The sequence below is a fragment of the Paraburkholderia sp. BR13439 genome (assembly GCF_040948805.1).
GTDB classification, from domain to species: Bacteria; Pseudomonadota; Gammaproteobacteria; order Burkholderiales; family Burkholderiaceae; genus Paraburkholderia; species Paraburkholderia youngii.
The window spans coordinates 191,415-208,038 of the sequence record NZ_JBFPKN010000011.1 but is presented as its reverse complement, the minus strand read 5'-3'; the positions used below and the strand labels follow the sequence as shown (position 1 = coordinate 208,038).

Sequence of the window (16,624 nt, the reverse complement as noted above, 5' to 3'; positions counted from 1 at the left end):
CCTCCATCATCAAAACGTTGTCTGATAGGTGATGCCGATCCACGACTTGTCGCTATACGGTGCGCCTAGTGCAGTCGCGGCTCCCGTCGTAGAGTACCCCTTCTTGTTCATGTAATAGGTGTAGGTCACGTTCACCTGATGCTTGTTGTAAATCGTGAAATCAAGCCCGACCACGAACGTGTTCTGCCCTTGTGCTTCGGCCGCTGGCGTAATGACCGAAGAGTAGCCCTTCAGATTCAGATTGACGAACAGTGGCATCGTCAGATCGACCCCCGGGAACACCTGATACCACTGCGGGCTCGCACCAATGCCGATTCCAGCCCAGAAGCGCGTCGAGCAGTTGTTGAAGGGGTTGTTCCCCGATGCTGAGCATTGGCCGGTCGTGTCATAGCTGGAATTCGCAAAGTTGCCCGCGTTGTGTGTCACGCTCAGCAGCTGGTTGAACGCGAATTCAGCCTGAAGGAACATGTTGTCCCACAAGGGCGTCTTGCCGAACGACTGCGTGACGTTCAGCAGACCGTGCAGCGTGCGACCCGTCGGTGCGTCGTTGACCGTCGTGGTATTGACGGCTGTGAGCGGCATGTTCCAGCGATACGACAGTTCGCCCGCCACTGCCGCGTTGCCGATCGCGCTGTTGAAGCCAGCGCCGATCAGGTTCACGTTGTTGCCGTACTTCGCCGTAACACCGGGCAGGTTGAAGCCAGGGAAGAGTTCCGGTCCGGCACCCGGGAGCAGCACCGCCGCCCATGGCATCTTCATGGCGAAGTGGCGATACGTGAATTCATAGGTCGTTGCGAGCGAATCGACTCGCCACTTGCCGTTCAGGCCGATGTCGCCTATCTGACCTTTGGTCGGCGCGATGCGCGGAATCCCGAACGTGCCCAGCCCCGGAATGGTTTCGTAGCTGGCGATCGGAGGGCCGTAGAGGATCGGATCCGCACCGCCGAAATAGGTGCCGCCTTCAGGCAGCCGGTCGTGATTCCATTCGAACGTGTACTGTGCCCCGAGGGAAATCGTGTCGGTAATGTTCGCCGTCACGGCGGCCTGAGCCGTCGGCAACACGATTTCCTTGAGCGAAGCGCTCGGGCTCTGCGTCAGCTTCATCAGGTCGAGCGGCTGTTGACCGATCGCCACCGAGTTCGCACCACCCAGCGTAGCGAACGCCGACTGCCCCCAGGTAATCGCCGTCCGGCCGAGCTTGACGTTTACAGAGTGGCCACCGAGGTCGAAGGTGTTGAACACGAACGCATCACGCAGTTCGGCGCTCGGCCCCTGATAGTACTTCTTGATGTAGCTCGTGTACTCGTTGTTCGGATAGTTCGGCAGAAACGCCGGATTGCTCGTATTGTGATTCTTGAACGTCGGGTCGTACCACGCGTCCATGCTGATGCGGAAGCCGGAGGTTTCCTTGTACTTGAAATCGAACTCGCTGTAGAGGTTCAGCATCGCCTGGATCGTGCTGAACTTCGGCGTCGACAGATTGCCTTCATCGAACGTCGGACTGCTCGTGTAGAACTGGTCCGGGTTCTGCAGCCGGATGCCGTAGTCCGCGCGCACCGTGTTGTCCCATTGCATGTCGATGTCCGGGTTCGGCACATCGAAGTGAAATGCATTGGCGTTCGCGCTCCACAACCCGCATGCCGCGGCGATACAGGCGGCGTGTACGCCAAGGCTGATCGCCCTTGGCTTAAGACTCTTCTGTTTCATGCGTCTCCTCTTGTCTTTGTCGAACTGCCGCAGAAAAGGCCAAGGCCGTTGGATTCCCGCAGACTTAGCAATGAAGCGAAACCGGCCTCCTCCACCTCATCAGCATCGCGTTTCAGATACCTCCCACCACGTCACCAGAATACGAATGCTGTTCGCAAAGATAAACGCTCGAAACTCGACTGTCAACGCTCGCCCACCCCTACGCGATGCATTTTTTCGAACGCCGTTCGAAATTCGGGGTAAACGTGGGTTTGCGATTGGTGACGAATTCGAAGCGATGCGCGCATGACCGGAGCACGCATCGGTGCCAGATGCGTGGCCGAGCGCGTCGCGCAATCGAGATGCCGGCGACGCTTGCATTGACAAGGCATCCGCCTCGCCTGCGAGGAATGGCGATGCAAACCATGGGTGGCTTCCTGGCAATCCGCGAGAGCGGATCATGAATCGATCTGCAGGCCGTACGCGGTACAGATCAGGGACGAGGTAGTCTTTCGTCTCTCACTTCGAACGCGAAAGGAGGACGAATCGCGGAAGCAGCCGAAAACGCTTGTGCGATTGGGTCAGTTTCCTTGGCAGTGCATGTATTTATCCTGACCATGAATCGACAAGACAAATCCCTTATCCCGCTCCCGGGCAGGAGTGCATTTCTGGTTTTCGGGGAGGCGGTGGGAACACTCGCCAAGCTCCGTCGTCGTGCCGAAAGAAGAATATCGCGAGGGACCTCTCCGAGGCAGACGACCGCGCGAGCACACACCTCGTCTGACTCGAATTTGCGAAAGTACATCGGGTTACATGCACCGGTGTGGTCGCAGTTGGCGCGAGCCACTTTTCGATGAGCGAACGCAAAGAACTTTCTCCAAGCTTCATGTCCTGCTCCTTCAACCGCCCCGTGTGCGCCGCTGGCAATCACTGCCACGAACGCAAAGATTGGCGACCTTCACCGGCTCGGCCCGACACCTGCGCATCACCGCTCCGGCTCCCGGCACTGCGAGAAAAATCTGGTTCTACCGTAATGTGTCGTTTGACTAAATACTAGTAGTCAGCCGACCCATTATCAAGCCCAGATGGCACCAGGGGAAATGCTGGTATGGACAAAACCACGCTTCAGTGGAGTACGATATGTGACGTAGCAATTAAATGGATGAGACGCTATCTGAAAGTAATTAGTCGATGGACGAATATTTATTCGTCAGCTGACTATCATCAGATCAAAGAGTCGCGCCTGGCCGATCAGGATCGAACGATGCACGCATCAGGGTGGGGAATGGTCTGCAGATTTGCGCATCCGGGACTCACAACGCGCGCGCGACAGGCAGCAGACGCCAAGGAGAGCACAACAGATGAAAGACCTGACCATCTCATCGGCAGACCTCGACAACACGGCGGAAGACGGACCCAAACGGCGAGGAAATAGAACCACCCGTGTGCCCGCCATCATCGAAGCGGCGATCGAGGTCTTTGCATCGGAAGGTAACGCTGGGTTCACTCAACGCCGCATTGCCAGCGACGCGGGAATCCGACTGAGAACCTTGCAGCACTATTTCAGCACTCGAGAAGAACTACTGCGGGCCACGATCGAGGCTTTTACAAGTCGCTATTTCGAGCACTATCGGACGATCGCAGAAGACAAACGGCGGCCACCGGAGGCCCGGCTGGAAGTCATCGTCGACGAGGCGTTCTCCGTACTGACGGCCCCCGGCGGCAAGCGCGTTAGCGCCTTTGTTCTGGAGTCCTGGAGTCTGGCGGAGCACGAGCCCGCCTTGCATGCCTTGATGGCGAAAACCACTGCGGATTTCCAGGCTCTGCTGGCGGAACTGATCGCACAGGTAAACCCCGCCGTGGCGGCGGGAGAATGTACGCTGCGCGGTGCCCTGCTCCTTTCACATCTACAGGGCCTCGTCGTCTATCTTCGCCGGGCCGACACGAACACACTCGATGTCGACTCGTTCCGTCACGCCATGAAGGTTGTCTGGCGCGCGTTGAGCAAGGCATCTCCATAGAACGAGGGGCGCGCCATATGACGGGCGTACCGAGCCGTAGATAGTCTTCTACAGACCCACATGGTCACCATGGCCTGCTCAGGCCATCGCGACCGACCTTCAACGGGCCACGTCCCAGACAAGAGGCAAGTGGTACAGCGTGCCGTTCACACCTCCGTGGACACCCGCCTTCTCGCCAGGCTTGATCTGGAAATCGGGAATCCGCTTCAGCCACTCCTGAAGGAAAACTTTCAACTCCACGCGCGCCAGGAACGAGCCGGGACAACGATGCGCGCCATTGCCGAACGTCGAATGAATCGGCGTGGGCCGAGTGAAATCCACCGTCAGCGGATCGTCGAACTTTCGCTCGTCCAGACCGTGCAGCGTGGTCGGCATGACGATCATGTCGCCCGCCTTCATCTGCACGCCCTTGTATTCGAAGTCGTGTGTGATCCGCCGCCCCTGATTGACCACCGGGAAGCGCCGCAGAAGCTCGTCCACGGCCTTCTGCGTCAGTTCGGGGTTGTCGATCAGCTGCTTGCGGTGGGCCGGGCTGCCGGCGAGGAATCGCGCGATAAAACCCATTGCCGAGGCAACCGTGTCGAGGCCGCCAATCAGCACGAGACCGCAAAGCCCGCGCACTTCATCGTCGGTGAGCGCACGCCCGTCGATCTTCGAATGGACGATCTTGCTGATGAGGTCGTCACCCGGATTCGCGCGGCGCTCCGCGATCTTCACCCCCAGGTACTGGAAAATCGCACCGAGCGCCTTGAGCTTCTCGTTGGCATCGACGGGGCGGACCATCTTGTCGGCGAGGCCGAGCAAGTACTCGCGATCTTCGGCGGGCAGCGCCACCATGTTCATGAAGATGCCGATTGGCAGATGCTGCGCAAACCCCGATACGAATTCCACTTCGCCCTTGGGATAAAAACCCTCGATCAGTTCGATCGCCATTTCGCGCGCCTTCTCCTCGAGCTTGCCGATTGCCTGCGGCATGAACGCAGGCGCGATCAGCGCGCGATAGGCGGTGTGCTGCGGAGGATCGAAGAAGATCGGCGGCAACGGTTGATGCTCGACCAGCGGCACCGTCAGCTGCTTCGACGAGAAATTCTCGTAGTCCTTGAGGATGTGATAGATGTCATCGCCGCGCGTCGCGATCCAGTGTCCGCCGTTTCGCGGTGTCCACAGAATGTCGGGAATGCCTTCGGCGTGCAACTGCTTGAGCGACAGATGATAGTCGTCTTCGGCACCCGGCGGATTGTAGATATCGATGTCGAACACACGTTCGGGCAATACGTGCGCGGGAATCGGCGCGAGCTCCGGAGCCGCGCCATGAGCAGCTACTGACATCTGTTGTCTCCTTTTTCGAATCGACCGGTATCGGCGGTCGGGACCATTCTGGGTCGTCGGGCAAACTGCGATTACAGGAACGCGCCGTACAGTTCGAGATGGTGTTCGGTGTTTCCCCAGGTCATATCGATGCAGGTGAGCCGCTTCACGTACCACCCCACCGCCAGTTCGTCGGTCATGCCCATCCCGCCGTGCAGTTGCACCGCTTGCTGTGCCACGAAGCGCGCACTACGGCCGATCAGCGCCTTGGCGGCTGTAACGGCACGATGGGCTTCGCGGTCGTCGTCCTCGCCGAGCTTGGCGGCGGCAAAGTAGACGATCGATTTCGCCTGCTCTACCGCGGTCAAAATATCGGCGGCGCGATGCTGCAGCGCCTGGAACTTACCGATCGGCGAACCGAACTGCTTTCGCGTGCGCAGGTATTCAAAGGTCAGTTCGCTCAACCGCGACATCGCGCCGACCGCTTCCGCGCACAGCGCAAAAATGCCTTGATCGACCGCCCACTCGAGCAGTGGGTAGCCCTGATCGACCGCGCCGATGACAGCCTTTGCATCGACGCGCACGTCCTCCAGCACCACCTCGGCGACTCGCTGGCCATCGAGTGCGGGAAATCCTCTGACGCGGACGCCTTGGGTTCGCGCATCGACGGCGAAGAGTGTGATGCCGTGCTGATCGGTCTGCTCGCCCGCGGTACGCGCCGAAACCAGCAGAATGTCCGCACTGTCGCCGTGCAATACGACGCCCTTTCGTCCGTTCAGGACGAACCCGTCACGCGCGGTCTCGGCCCTCGTCGCAACATTCCACAAATCGAAACGCGCACCGGGTTCAAGCGTCGCCACCGCGGTCTTCAGGCTGCCGTCGGCGATGCCGGTCAGCAACTCGGCCTTGCGCGCCTCGTGTCCTGCGCGCCCGATCAGCTTCGCGCCGAGCACCGCGGTCGAAACAAACGGCTCCAATACGAGTCCACGGCCGAAGGCTTCCATCACGAGCATGGTCTCGATCGGCCCCGTGCCAAGGCCGCCATGATCCTGCGGCACGTTCAGTGCCAGCACGCCCATTTCGGCCAGCGTAGTCCAGTGCGCAGCCGACCAGCCCTCGGGCGTAGCGGCGAGACGGCGTCGCGCCTCGAAGTCGTATTCCTTTTCGACGAAACGGCCGACCACGTCGGCCAGCATCTGTTCCTCTTCAACCAGCGTGAAGTCCATGGCGTGTCCTCAGATGCCGAGCGCCTGCTTGGCGATGATGTTTTTCTGCACTTCAGTCGAGCCGCCGTAGATCGAAATCTTGCGCCAGTCCAGGTAGTGCGCGGCCAGCGCGTTGAGCAACTCGCCATTCGGGGTTTCGCCCTGCCAGTCCGCCTCCAGCGCCTCGCTTACAAAAGGCACCGCATAGGGACCTGCGCACTCCATGATCAGCTCCGTAAGCTCCTGCTGAATCTCCGAACCGCGGATTTTCAGCACCGAAGCCTCCGGTCCGATCGGACGTCCGGCGGTTTCGGCCGAGACGACGCGCAGCAGCGACCATTCGTGCGCGATCACATCGATTTCCACCCTGGCGATGCGATCGCGAAAGCGGACGTCCTCGATGAGCGGCTTGCCGTGCTTACGCTCGGCGCTGGCGATCTCCTTCAGACGTCGCATGAAACGCTTGCAGTTGCCAAGCCCCGCGATGTTGGTCCGCTCATGGCCGAGCAGATACTTTGCGATCGACCAGCCGCGATGCTCTTCACCGACGAGATTGCTCACCGGCACTTCCACGTTATCGAAAAACACTTCGTTGACGTCGTGGCCGCCGTCGAGCGTGCGGATCGGTCTGACCGTGATGCCGGGCGTCGACATATCGATCAGCAGGAACGAGATGCCTTCCTGCGGACGGCCGCTCCCATCCGTGCGAACCAGGCAGAAAATCCAGTTCGCCCACTGGGCAAACGAAGTCCAGATCTTTTGGCCGTTGACCACGTAGAACGACTGACCGTCGCGCTGGACGCGGTCCGCACGCGTCTTGAGCGACGCCAGATCGGAACCCGCCCCCGGCTCGGAGTAACCCTGACACCACCAGTCCTCCATCGAGACGATGCGCGGCAGAAACCGTTCGCGCTGCGCGTCGGTGCCGAACTTCTGGATCACAGGTCCGACCATCGAAAGGCCAAACGGCATCTGGCGCGGCGCGCCGGCGGTAAAGCATTCCTCGTCGAAAATGTTGCGCTGCGTGGCATTCCAGGCGGCGCCGCCAAATTGGACGGGCCATGCAGGTGCGCCCCATCCGTTCCCGGCCAGAATGCGTTGCCAGCGCACATAGTCTTCGCGCGGCACATGGCGGAAGTTCAGCACCCGTCCACGAATGTCGTCGGGCAAATGCGTCGCTACGAATTCGCGCACCGTGGCGCGAAATTCCTTGTCGGCGGAACTCTCTTTCAGATCCATTTCAGCCTCCCGCCGAGCCGCCCCAAGGGAGGCTGAAGCCCTCCCGGGGGGCCGCGAACAACAGTGAGCATGGGGGTCGTTTCATTTCAGGCTCCAGTCGCTGCCCGGCAAAGCACGTTGGCGTTGCCGGGCGCGGTTTCAGGCAATTTCCACGATGCCGTTGTTCAGCACCACCGCGTCGCGCGCGTCGACGCGCGCGCGCAAATGCAGGCGCGTGTCATTGTCCCGCCAGAACTGGAAGCGCACTTCTTCGCCGGGGTACACCGGCGAAGTCAGGCGCAACGCCAGTCGCTTCAAGCGCGATGCGTCGTTGCCCGCGAACCTGCGAATCGCCGCGTAACCCGCCATACCGTAGGTCGCGAGGCCGTGAAGAATGGGACGGCTGAAGCCGGCCTTTGACGCAACCTCCGGGTCCGCGTGCAGCGGGTTCGCATCGCCCGAAAGGCGGTAGATCAACGCAGCATGGGCACCGGTCGGGAACACATATTCCGCATCGGGTGCACGCTCCGGCACCGCCGGAAGCGCTTCGGGCGGCGCGTCGCTCGCGCCCGACTCGGCGCTGAACCCGCCGTCGCCACGCAGAAAGGACACCTGCCGGACTTCGGCAAGCTGTTCGCCCGTCGAGGCGTCGATGATGTCGCGCTTGAGTTCGACGATCGCGCCTTTGCCCGCGCCCTTGTCCGAGATGCGGCTCACCCGCGTCTTGCTGACGATGGTCGCGGCCACCGGCATCGGGCGCATGAAACGCACGTCCTGCTCACCATGCACGAGCTTCAGGTAGTCGATGCCGGTGCGCGGGTCGCGCATCCACGATTTCGGCCACGCGAACGCGGCCGCGCAGGTCGGCATCGCTTGCAGGTCCTTTTCGTACACGTAGCGCAGCTGTTCGGTGTCGAGCGGGTCTCCGCCCAGCCCGAGACCCAGCGAATACAGCATCACGTCGCGCTCGCTGTACGTCTGCGTAACATCCTCGATCGGCCAGTTCTTGACGACTTCGTAGTTCAGCATGAGGTGATAGTCCTATGTGTGCTCAGTGGTCCGTGAAGTTGGGCTTGCGCTTTTCGAGGAAGCTGGCCATGCCTTCCTTGTAGTCATCGCACTGGTTGGCGATCGGCATGTCCAGTCCGGCGTACATCACCGCCTCGTGGGGCGTCTGGAATGGCACCTCCCAGACCTGCTCCTTCATGATGCGCATCGAGCGCGGCGAGCAGTACTCGGCCATTTCGCGCGCGTAGGCATAGGTCTCCTCGACGAGCTTGTCGGCCGGGATTGCCCGATTCACGAGTCCCATCCGTTCGGCTTCACGTCCCTTGATCTTGCGTCCCGACATCAGCAGGTCGAGCGCGTGCGCCTGGCCGACGTGGCGCGCGAGTATCCAGGCCATGCCGTATTCCGCGGTCAGGCCCCGGCGCGCGAACGCCGTCGTGATGGTGGCGTCTTCCGACGCAAAGCGGATGTCGCAAAAGAGCGCGTGGATCAGGCCAATGCCGACCGTCGCACCGTTGAGCATCGCGATCACCGGTTTCGGGATGGCCGGATAGTACGAGCAGCGCGTCTGCCAGTCGGCGCGCTTGCGCATGTCGAACGGGCGCGGCAGCTTCGTCATCAGCGCGGCCGGGTCGCCGCCAAAGCTGTGAATATCACCGCCCGCGCAGAACGCCTTGCCAGCACCGGTGAAAACGATGACGCGCACGCCATGATCCGCGCCCGCCGCCTGCATCGCCTCGTACACCTCGGTCGCCACCTGGTCGTTCCAGGTGTTCATGTGTTCAGGACGGTTCAGCGTAATCGTTGCAATACGGTCCTTGACGTCGTACAAAATGGTCTCGAAGCGCATGAGATCCCTCCAAAGCTCAGAATGAACGCGGCAGGTCGAGCACGTGCTCGGCGACGTAGGACAGAATCAGGTTCGTCGATATCGGCGCCACCTGATAGAGGCGCGTTTCGCGGAACTTGCGTTCGACGTCGTATTCGCAGGCGAACCCGAAACCGCCATGTGTCTGCAGACAGGCATTGGCGGCCTTCCACGAAGCCGTGGCCGCGAGATGCTTCGCCATGTTCGCTTCCGCGCCGCACGGCTGATGATTGTCGAACAGCTCGCAGGCCTTGTAGCGCATGAGGTCGGCCGCGCGCACGTCGATGTATGACTCGGCAATCGGAAACTGAATACCCTGATTCATGCCGATCGGCCGGTCGAACACGATGCGCTCGCTCGCGTACTTCGATGCGCGATCGACGAACCAGTAGCCGTCGCCGATACACTCGGCGGCGATCAGTGCGCGCTCGGCATTGAGTCCGTCGAGGATGTACTTGAAACCTTTGCCTTCCTCGCCGATCAGGTTCTCTTCAGGGATTTCCAGATTATCGAAGAACAGTTCGTTCGTCTCGTGGTTGACCATGTTCGGAATCGGTCGCACGGTCAGGCCATTGCCGATCGCCTGATGCAGGTCCACGAGGAAGCACGACAGCCCATCCGACTTCTTCTTCACGTCCGACAGCGGCGTGGTGCGCGCGAGCAGGATCATCATGTCCGAGTGCTGCACGCGTGATATCCACACCTTCTGGCCGTTGACCACGTAACGGCCATCTTTTTTTACAGCGTTGGTCTTCAGCTTTGTCGTGTCCGTTCCGGTGGTCGGCTCGGTCACGGCCATCGATTGCAGACGCAACTCTCCGCTCGCGATCTTCGGCAGGTATTTGCGCTTTTGCGCTTCCGAGCCATTACGCAGCAGCGTATTCATGTTGTACATCTGGCCGTGGCAGAACCCGGAGTTGCCGCCGTTGCGGTTGATCTCCTCCATGATCACGGACGCCTCGGTCAACCCGAGGCCGGAACCGCCATACTCCTGGGGAATCAGCGCAGCCATCCAGCCGGCCTTCGTCAGTGCGTCGACGAAGGCCTCCGGATAGACGCGCTCATGATCGATACGGCGCCAGTACTCGTCCGGGTACTCCTTCGAGAGGTCGCGCAACGCGTCGCGCAGTTCCTGATATTGATCGGGTTTGGAAATTCGGCTCATGAATGGATTCCGTTTGCTTGGCTGGACGCGCGGCTCACGCTGCCGCATCGATCAGCCCGCCGGCATTGGCGAGCTGGGTCAGATGATGTTCGGTCGATCCGAACTGGATATCGATCACGCTCAGGCGTCTCAGGTAGTGGCCGATCTTGCACTCCTCGGTCATCCCGATGCCGCCGTGAAGTTGCACGCCTTGCTGACCGACGAAACGGCCCGAGCGTCCGATCTGCACTTTCGCCGCGGACATACTGCGATCGCGTTCGGCCGCATCCGGCTCCTCGCTCATCATGGTCGCGAACAGCGCCATGCTGCGCGCCTGCTCCACCATGACGAGCATGTCGACCGCGCGATGCTGGAGCGCCTGAAACGATCCGATAGGCACGCCAAACTGCTTGCGGACCTTCAGATACTCGACCGTTTCTTCGTGCGCGGCGGCCATTGCGCCCACGGCTTCCGCGCTCACCGCCGCGATGGCGTGCGCAACGACCGCTTCGATCAGCGGCAACGCGGCGCCCGCCACGCCCAGCACGTCGCTATCCGCAATGCGCACGCCTAACAATTCGATATCTGCCGCACGCAACCGGTCTTGCGTCGGATACGAGTGGCGCGTCACGCCCGCCGCGTCGCCCCTGACCACGAACAGACCGATGCCGTCGCGCTCGCGTCTGCCGCCCGACACGCGCGCCGACACCACCAGAAGATCGGCGCTGCCGCCGTGCAGCACCACGCGCTTGGCGCCGTCGAGCACCCAGCCGTCGGCGTCGCGCCGTGCGGTGGTCGCAACGTCCGCAAGGTCGTAGCGCGACTGCGCCTCGCTGTGGGCGAACGCCATCTGCAGCTCACCCTGCGCAATCTGCGGCAGAATCGCCGCACGTTGCGCCGCGTTGCCGCCGAGGCGCACGAAGCCGCCGCCCAGCACGACCGTCGCAAGATACGGTTCGACTGCGAGCCCACGGCCCAACGCCTCCATCACGATCATCGTTTCGACCGGGCCGCAGTTACTGCCGCCGTATTCCTCGTCGAACGAAAGGCCCAGCAGACCCATGTCGGCGTAACGCGCCCAGAGCTCCCGGCTGAAACCGTCAGGCTCAGCGAGATACTTCGCGCGCTGCTCGAAGCCGTATTCGTCCTTGAGGAGCCGCTCGACGCTGTCCTTGAGCATGCGTTGCTCATCGGTGAAATCAAAGTCCATATCTGATGCTTCTCCGCAGTTCGCCGGTCGCTCAAAGTCCGAGTACGGACTTGGCGAGAATGTTCTTCTGAATCTCGTTGGAGCCGCCCACGATCGAGACGTGGCGCGCGAAGTAGTGATTCGGCGCGATCGTGAGCCCCCATTCGGGTTCACGAACCGGATCGCCAAGCCCGCGCAGGAAGTCGAGATCGAGCGGCAAGGCGTCCGGCCCTGCGACCTCGAGGAGCAATTCAGCCGCGAGTTGCTGCAGTTCCGAACCCTTGATCTTCAGGATCGAAGTCTTTGGGTCGGGCACGTGGCTGTCCTGCGCGCTGCTTTCGGCGATCACGCGCATCTGCGTCATTTCCAGGGCCTTCAGCTCCACCTCGACGGCCGCGACACGTTCGCGAAAACGCGGGTCGTCCCACAGCACGCCGTCGCCGCAGGGCACGCGCTTCGCTAGCTCCTTCGCATGACGCACGCGCATCTTCGAAACGCCCACGCGCGCGATGCCGCTGCGCTCGTTGCCAAGCAGATATTTCGCGTAATCCCAGCCCTTGTTTTCCTCGCCGATCCGGTTCGCAACCGGCACGCGCACGTTGTCGAAGAACACCTCGTTGGTTTCATGGTGGCCGTCGATCGTGATGATCGGACGCACGGTCAGGCCCGGTGTCTTCATGTCGATCAGCAGGTACGTGATGCCCTGCTGCTTCTTGCCGCTCGAATCCGTGCGCACGAGACAGAACATCCAGTCGGCGTGATGCGCGGTCGAAGTCCACAGCTTCTGCCCGTTGATCATGTAGTGGTCGCCGTCGCGGACCGCCTGGGTTCGCAGCGCGGCCAGGTCCGAACCGGCGCCGGGCTCGGAAAACCCCTGGCAGAACCAGTATTCGAGGCTCGCGATGCGAGGAAGGAAATGGCGCTTCTGCTCTTCGCTGCCGAACGCGATCAAAACCGGACCGATCATGTTCACGTTGAACGACAGCGTCTCGGGCGCCGGCGCCATGTGCAGCTCTTCCTTGAAGATGTACTGCTGCACCGCGCTCCAGCCCGTCCCGCCCCACGCCTTGTCCCACGCGGGAGTCGCCCAGCCGCGCTCGTACAGAATGCGCTGCCAGCGGCGCAGGTCGGCCGCCGAATAACGCTGCCCCAAGGTCGCCTTGCGTCGAATGTCGGCGGGCAGCGCCTCCTTGAAGAAGGCTCTCACCTCATTGCGGAACGCCAGCTCTTTGTCGGTATATCGCAGATCCATGAGTGTCTCGTTTCGTCTTGATGGGTCGCCTGACGGTGCGGATCAGGCCAGCGTTCCCGCTTCTTTCAGCTCGCCGATGCGGCCCGGATCGAGCCATGCGGCCAGCGCGGCCTCGACCGTGGACGCGTCGGGGGCCTCGGGCGGCGTCGGCTTCGCGGGCACGGTGGTGGAAAAGCGTGGCGCCGGCGCGGGCTGCACGATGCCGTCGACTTCGATGAACGTGCCGCGCGCCTTCAGATGCGCGTGCTCGGGTGCCTCGGTCCACGACAGCACGGGAGCAAAGCACGCGTCCGTATGCTCGAGCAGAGTCGACCACTGCTCGCGCGTGCGGCTCTTGAACTTGAGCGCGAACAGCGCGCGTGCCGCGGGCCAGTTGCTCGCGTCGAGCTGCGTTCCCAGCGTTTGCGGATCGATGTCGAGCAGGCGAAGCAGTTCGGCATAGAACTTGTCCTCGATAGGGCCGACCGTGATCCACTTACCATCCGCGCATTCATACACGTCGTAGAAGTGCGATCCCGAGTCGGTGACATTCGTCCCGCGGCCGTCACGCCAGATGCCGGCGGCCTGCATGCCGAAGAACGTGGTGGCGAGATTGGCGGTGCCATCGACGATTGCGGCATCCACGACCTGCCCGGCGCCGCCGTTGCGCGCATGCAGAATCGCCGAGAGCAGTCCCATTGCCAGGTACAGCGACCCGCCCGCATAGTCGCCAATCAGATTCAGCGGTATCGACGGTGGCTGGTCGCAGCGGCCAATTGCGTTGAGTACGCCGGTGATCGCGATGTAGTTCAGGTCGTGCCCGGCGTACCGCGCGAGCGGACCTTCCTGGCCCCACCCGGTGATGCGTCCGTAAGCGAGCTTCGGATTACGTTCGAGGCAGACCTGCGGGCCCAGCCCGAGTCGTTCGGTCACGCCCGGCCGGAAACCTTCTATCAGTGCGTCGGCGCGCTCCACCAGACCGAGCACGAGCTCGACGGCCTGCGGGTCCTTCAGGTCTAGCGCAATTGTCTTTCGGTTGCGCAGCAACAGGTTGTAGCGCAGCGGACGCTCGATACCGAGCTTGACCGGCTGGCGACGCTCGATGCGCAACACCGTCGCGCCGAGATCGGCGAGCAGCATCGCCGCCATGGGCCCCGGCCCGATGCCCGCCAGCTCGACGATTCGAACTCCTGCAAGCGGCCCCATCGTTCACCCCTTGCGAGCGTGGGCGCGCATCGCGTCCCATTGCTCGTCGGTCCAGTCCTGCATGGCGCGGAAGGTCGGACCGCCCACACCCTGCATCCAGCGGCCGCCGTCGATCACGATCATGTCGCCGGTGATGTAGCCGGAGCCATCCGACGCCAGATAAGCGTAGAGATCGGCAAGTTCGGTGTGATCGCCGAAGCGCCGCAGTGGCACCGAGCGCTCCTGCGGCTCGACCTGCGAGCCGGGCGGGTACAACTGCTCCCATGCGCCCGGTGTCGGGAAGAGTCCGGGCGCCACCGCGTTCAGGCGAATGCCCTTCGGGCCCCACTCGACCGCGAGGCTGCGGGTCATCGCCAGAACACCCGCCTTCGCCGCGGCGGACGGCACGGTAAAGGCCGAGCCCGTCATCGTGGGCGTCGATACCGTGCTGATCACGTTGCCCGGGTGACCCGCGTCGATCCAGCGCTTGCCCGCCGCGATCGTGCAATAGAAGCTGCCGTGCAGCACGATGTCGAGCACCGCATCCACTGCCCGCGCCGACAGGCTTTCCGTGCGCGCGATGAAGTTGGCCGCCGCGTTGTTCAGCAACACGTCGAGCGGACCGTCCCGCCAGATCGTGTCCATCATCGACTCGACGGACTCCGCGCTGCGCACGTCCGCCTGCACCGTCGTGACACGGGCGCCCGGCACCACGCCGCGAAACTCGTCGGCCGTCGCGTCCAGCACTTCCTTGCGGCGACCACAGATGACGAGTTCGGCGCCCAATTCGAGGTAGCGTCGGCCGATACTCTTGCCAAGGCCAGTGCCGCCTCCGGTGATGAGAATTCGTTTGTTCTTCAGCAGGTCGGGCGTAAACATATGCGTTGAACTTCCAGTAGAGACAGCAACGGAGAATGGCAGCGTCAGGCGCCCGTGAAAACCGGCTTGCGTTTTTCGATGAAGGCCTTTACCGCCTCCGTGTGGTCGCTCGTTTGACGGGTCAGCGGATTGAGGTCGGTTTCGAGGCGGCATGCGTCTTCGATCGAATTGCCTGCGTTGACGAGGCTCGCCTTCAGGAGCGCCAGCGTCACTGGCGGATAACTCGCGAAGCGCGCCGCGCTCCCGATCGCCGCATCGAGCACGCCGCCGCTTGCGGCCACCTCGCTGACGAGGCCGAGGCGGCGCGCCTCGGCGGCGTCGATCACATTGCCCCTGAGCATCAGCTCACGCGCCTTGCCGCCGCCGATCTTTTGCGGCAGCGTCCACAGAATGCCGGTATCGGGCAACAGTCCAACCTTGCTAAAGGCACACGAATATTTCGCTGTATCGGCGCTTACGACGACATCGCATGCGGCAGCCAGTGACACTCCCGCCCCGTAGCACGTGCCCTCTACCGCCGCAACGACGGGTTTCGTGCCCGTATAGATCAGCTTGAAAAGACGCACGCCCACTGCGATGCGCTCACGAAGCGCCAGCAGCGGTGGCGTGGCCGCGTGCATTTCGGACAGGTCGCCGCCCGCGCAAAAATGGCCGCCCGCGCCCGTCAGCACGATCGCGCGGGTATCCGGGTCGTCGTGCATCAGCCGCTGGAACACCTCGGTCAGCGCGAGACGCATCTTCATGGAGAACGCGTTGCGGCGCTCGGGATAGTTCATCGTGACGATGGTCACGTCGCCTTCACAGCGTAGCTGCACGATCTCGTCCGCAGCGTTTTCTTTCTGCTCGATAGTCATCGCATTGCTCCCCGCGCTCACTCGCCCGTGAAGACCGGTGTGGTCTTTTCCATAAACGCCTTGCAGGCAGCCTGATGGTCTTTCGACTGACGCAGGATGGGCTGAAAATCGATCTCGGCTCTCAGCGCGCCTTCCATGGTCGTCGCGGCGTTGGTCAGCGCGTCCTTCAGCAGCGCCACGCCGAGCGGCGGCAGCTCGGCGAGGCCGCGCGCCACTTCGATTGCCTTCGCGCGCGCAGTACCCGGCTCGACGACTTCGTTCGCAAGGTGAATCTTTGCGGCCTTGTCTCCGTCGATCTCGGTGGCGAGCGAGAGCATCTCGCGCGCGCGAGCCATGCCGATGCGTTTCGGCAGAGTCCACAGAATGCCGGTATCCGGAATCAGACCTACGCGCAGAAACGCCGCACAAAACCGCGCAGTCGAAGCCGCGACGACATGGTCGGTCGCCACCGCGAGCGACAGCCCGGCGCCGAAGGCCACGCCTTCCACCGCCGCCACGACCGGCTTCGGTCCAGCCTGCATTTCCCGCACCACGACGCACGACTCCGCCAGAATCTCGCGGCTTTGCAGGATCGTGCGCTTCGTCATCTCGGAGATGTCCGCGCCCGCGCAAAAGTGCTCGCCCGCGCCCGTGAGGACGATTGCGTGCGAATCCGGATCGTCGACCATCAGCCGATGCATGGTGTCGCGCAGCAACTGGCGCATCTGGCGTCCCATCGCGTTGCGGCGCCTGGGATTGTTCAGCGTCACGATCGCGACCGGTCCCTCGCGGGTCACCTCGATCAGCGACGTCACTTCGTTTTCTGCCGTTTGTTTTTCGCTCATATCG

At 62.3% G+C, this 16,624-nt stretch carries 14 protein-coding genes; 1 reads left to right on the top strand and 13 read right to left on the bottom strand.

Annotation, left to right across the window (positions count from 1 at the left end):
* Nucleotides 1–9 precede the first annotated feature (9 nt).
* Nucleotides 10–1,707 carry a DUF1302 domain-containing protein gene (locus AB3X96_RS22545; protein WP_246392297.1) on the bottom strand — a complete coding sequence of 566 codons (1,698 nt, stop codon included), beginning with the start codon at nucleotides 1,705–1,707 and terminating at the stop codon, nucleotides 10–12.
* A gap of 1,340 nt (nucleotides 1,708–3,047) precedes the next feature.
* On the opposite strand from AB3X96_RS22545, the gene AB3X96_RS22540 reads away from it, so the two are divergent.
* A complete protein-coding gene (locus AB3X96_RS22540) occupies nucleotides 3,048–3,707 on the top strand; it encodes a TetR/AcrR family transcriptional regulator (RefSeq protein ID WP_368591455.1) in 660 nt (219 codons plus the stop codon).
* 99 nt (nucleotides 3,708–3,806) lie between these two features.
* On the opposite strand, the gene AB3X96_RS22535 is transcribed toward AB3X96_RS22540, so the two are convergent.
* The 12 genes from AB3X96_RS22535 to AB3X96_RS22480 all read right to left on the bottom strand — a co-directional run bounded on the left by AB3X96_RS22535 (nucleotide 3,807) and on the right by AB3X96_RS22480 (nucleotide 16,620).
* Nucleotides 3,807–5,036, bottom strand: a complete 1,230-nt coding sequence (locus AB3X96_RS22535) for a cytochrome P450 (protein ID WP_176111367.1) — start codon at nucleotides 5,034–5,036, stop codon at nucleotides 3,807–3,809.
* 71 nt (nucleotides 5,037–5,107) lie between these two features.
* Nucleotides 5,108–6,241 carry an acyl-CoA dehydrogenase family protein gene (locus tag AB3X96_RS22530; RefSeq protein WP_368591454.1) on the bottom strand — a complete coding sequence of 378 codons (1,134 nt, stop codon included), beginning with the start codon at nucleotides 6,239–6,241 and terminating at the stop codon, nucleotides 5,108–5,110.
* A 9-nt stretch (nucleotides 6,242–6,250) separates the two neighbouring features.
* A complete protein-coding gene (locus AB3X96_RS22525; RefSeq protein ID WP_368591453.1) occupies nucleotides 6,251–7,459 on the bottom strand; it encodes an acyl-CoA dehydrogenase family protein in 1,209 nt (402 codons plus the stop codon).
* A gap of 138 nt (nucleotides 7,460–7,597) precedes the next feature.
* Nucleotides 7,598–8,467, bottom strand: a complete 870-nt coding sequence (locus AB3X96_RS22520) for a MaoC/PaaZ C-terminal domain-containing protein (protein WP_368591452.1) — start codon at nucleotides 8,465–8,467, stop codon at nucleotides 7,598–7,600.
* 22 nt (nucleotides 8,468–8,489) lie between these two features.
* Nucleotides 8,490–9,296, bottom strand: coding sequence for an enoyl-CoA hydratase (locus AB3X96_RS22515; RefSeq protein ID WP_176111371.1), 807 nt, complete (start codon nucleotides 9,294–9,296; stop codon nucleotides 8,490–8,492).
* Between the two features lie 16 nt (nucleotides 9,297–9,312).
* The gene (locus AB3X96_RS22510; protein WP_176122713.1) at nucleotides 9,313–10,479 is read right to left on the bottom strand and encodes an acyl-CoA dehydrogenase family protein; all 1,167 of its coding nucleotides are present in this window, start codon (nucleotides 10,477–10,479) and stop codon (nucleotides 9,313–9,315) included.
* Nucleotides 10,480–10,513: 34 nt separating this feature from the next.
* Complete coding sequence (locus AB3X96_RS22505; protein WP_368591451.1) at nucleotides 10,514–11,668, bottom strand: acyl-CoA dehydrogenase family protein; 1,155 nt, start codon at nucleotides 11,666–11,668, stop codon at nucleotides 10,514–10,516.
* A 31-nt stretch (nucleotides 11,669–11,699) separates the two neighbouring features.
* Complete coding sequence (locus tag AB3X96_RS22500; RefSeq protein WP_368591450.1) at nucleotides 11,700–12,899, bottom strand: acyl-CoA dehydrogenase family protein; 1,200 nt, start codon at nucleotides 12,897–12,899, stop codon at nucleotides 11,700–11,702.
* Nucleotides 12,900–12,941: 42 nt separating this feature from the next.
* Nucleotides 12,942–14,084: a CaiB/BaiF CoA transferase family protein gene (locus AB3X96_RS22495; RefSeq protein ID WP_368591449.1), complete on the bottom strand. Its 1,143-nt coding sequence runs from the start codon at nucleotides 14,082–14,084 to the stop codon at nucleotides 12,942–12,944.
* Between the two features lie 3 nt (nucleotides 14,085–14,087).
* A complete protein-coding gene (locus AB3X96_RS22490; RefSeq protein ID WP_176111376.1) occupies nucleotides 14,088–14,942 on the bottom strand; it encodes an SDR family oxidoreductase in 855 nt (284 codons plus the stop codon).
* 44 nt (nucleotides 14,943–14,986) lie between these two features.
* The gene (locus tag AB3X96_RS22485) at nucleotides 14,987–15,796 is read right to left on the bottom strand and encodes an enoyl-CoA hydratase/isomerase family protein (RefSeq protein WP_368591448.1); all 810 of its coding nucleotides are present in this window, start codon (nucleotides 15,794–15,796) and stop codon (nucleotides 14,987–14,989) included.
* Between the two features lie 17 nt (nucleotides 15,797–15,813).
* Nucleotides 15,814–16,620, bottom strand: coding sequence for an enoyl-CoA hydratase/isomerase family protein (locus AB3X96_RS22480; RefSeq protein ID WP_368591447.1), 807 nt, complete (start codon nucleotides 16,618–16,620; stop codon nucleotides 15,814–15,816).
* Nucleotides 16,621–16,624 lie beyond the last annotated feature (4 nt).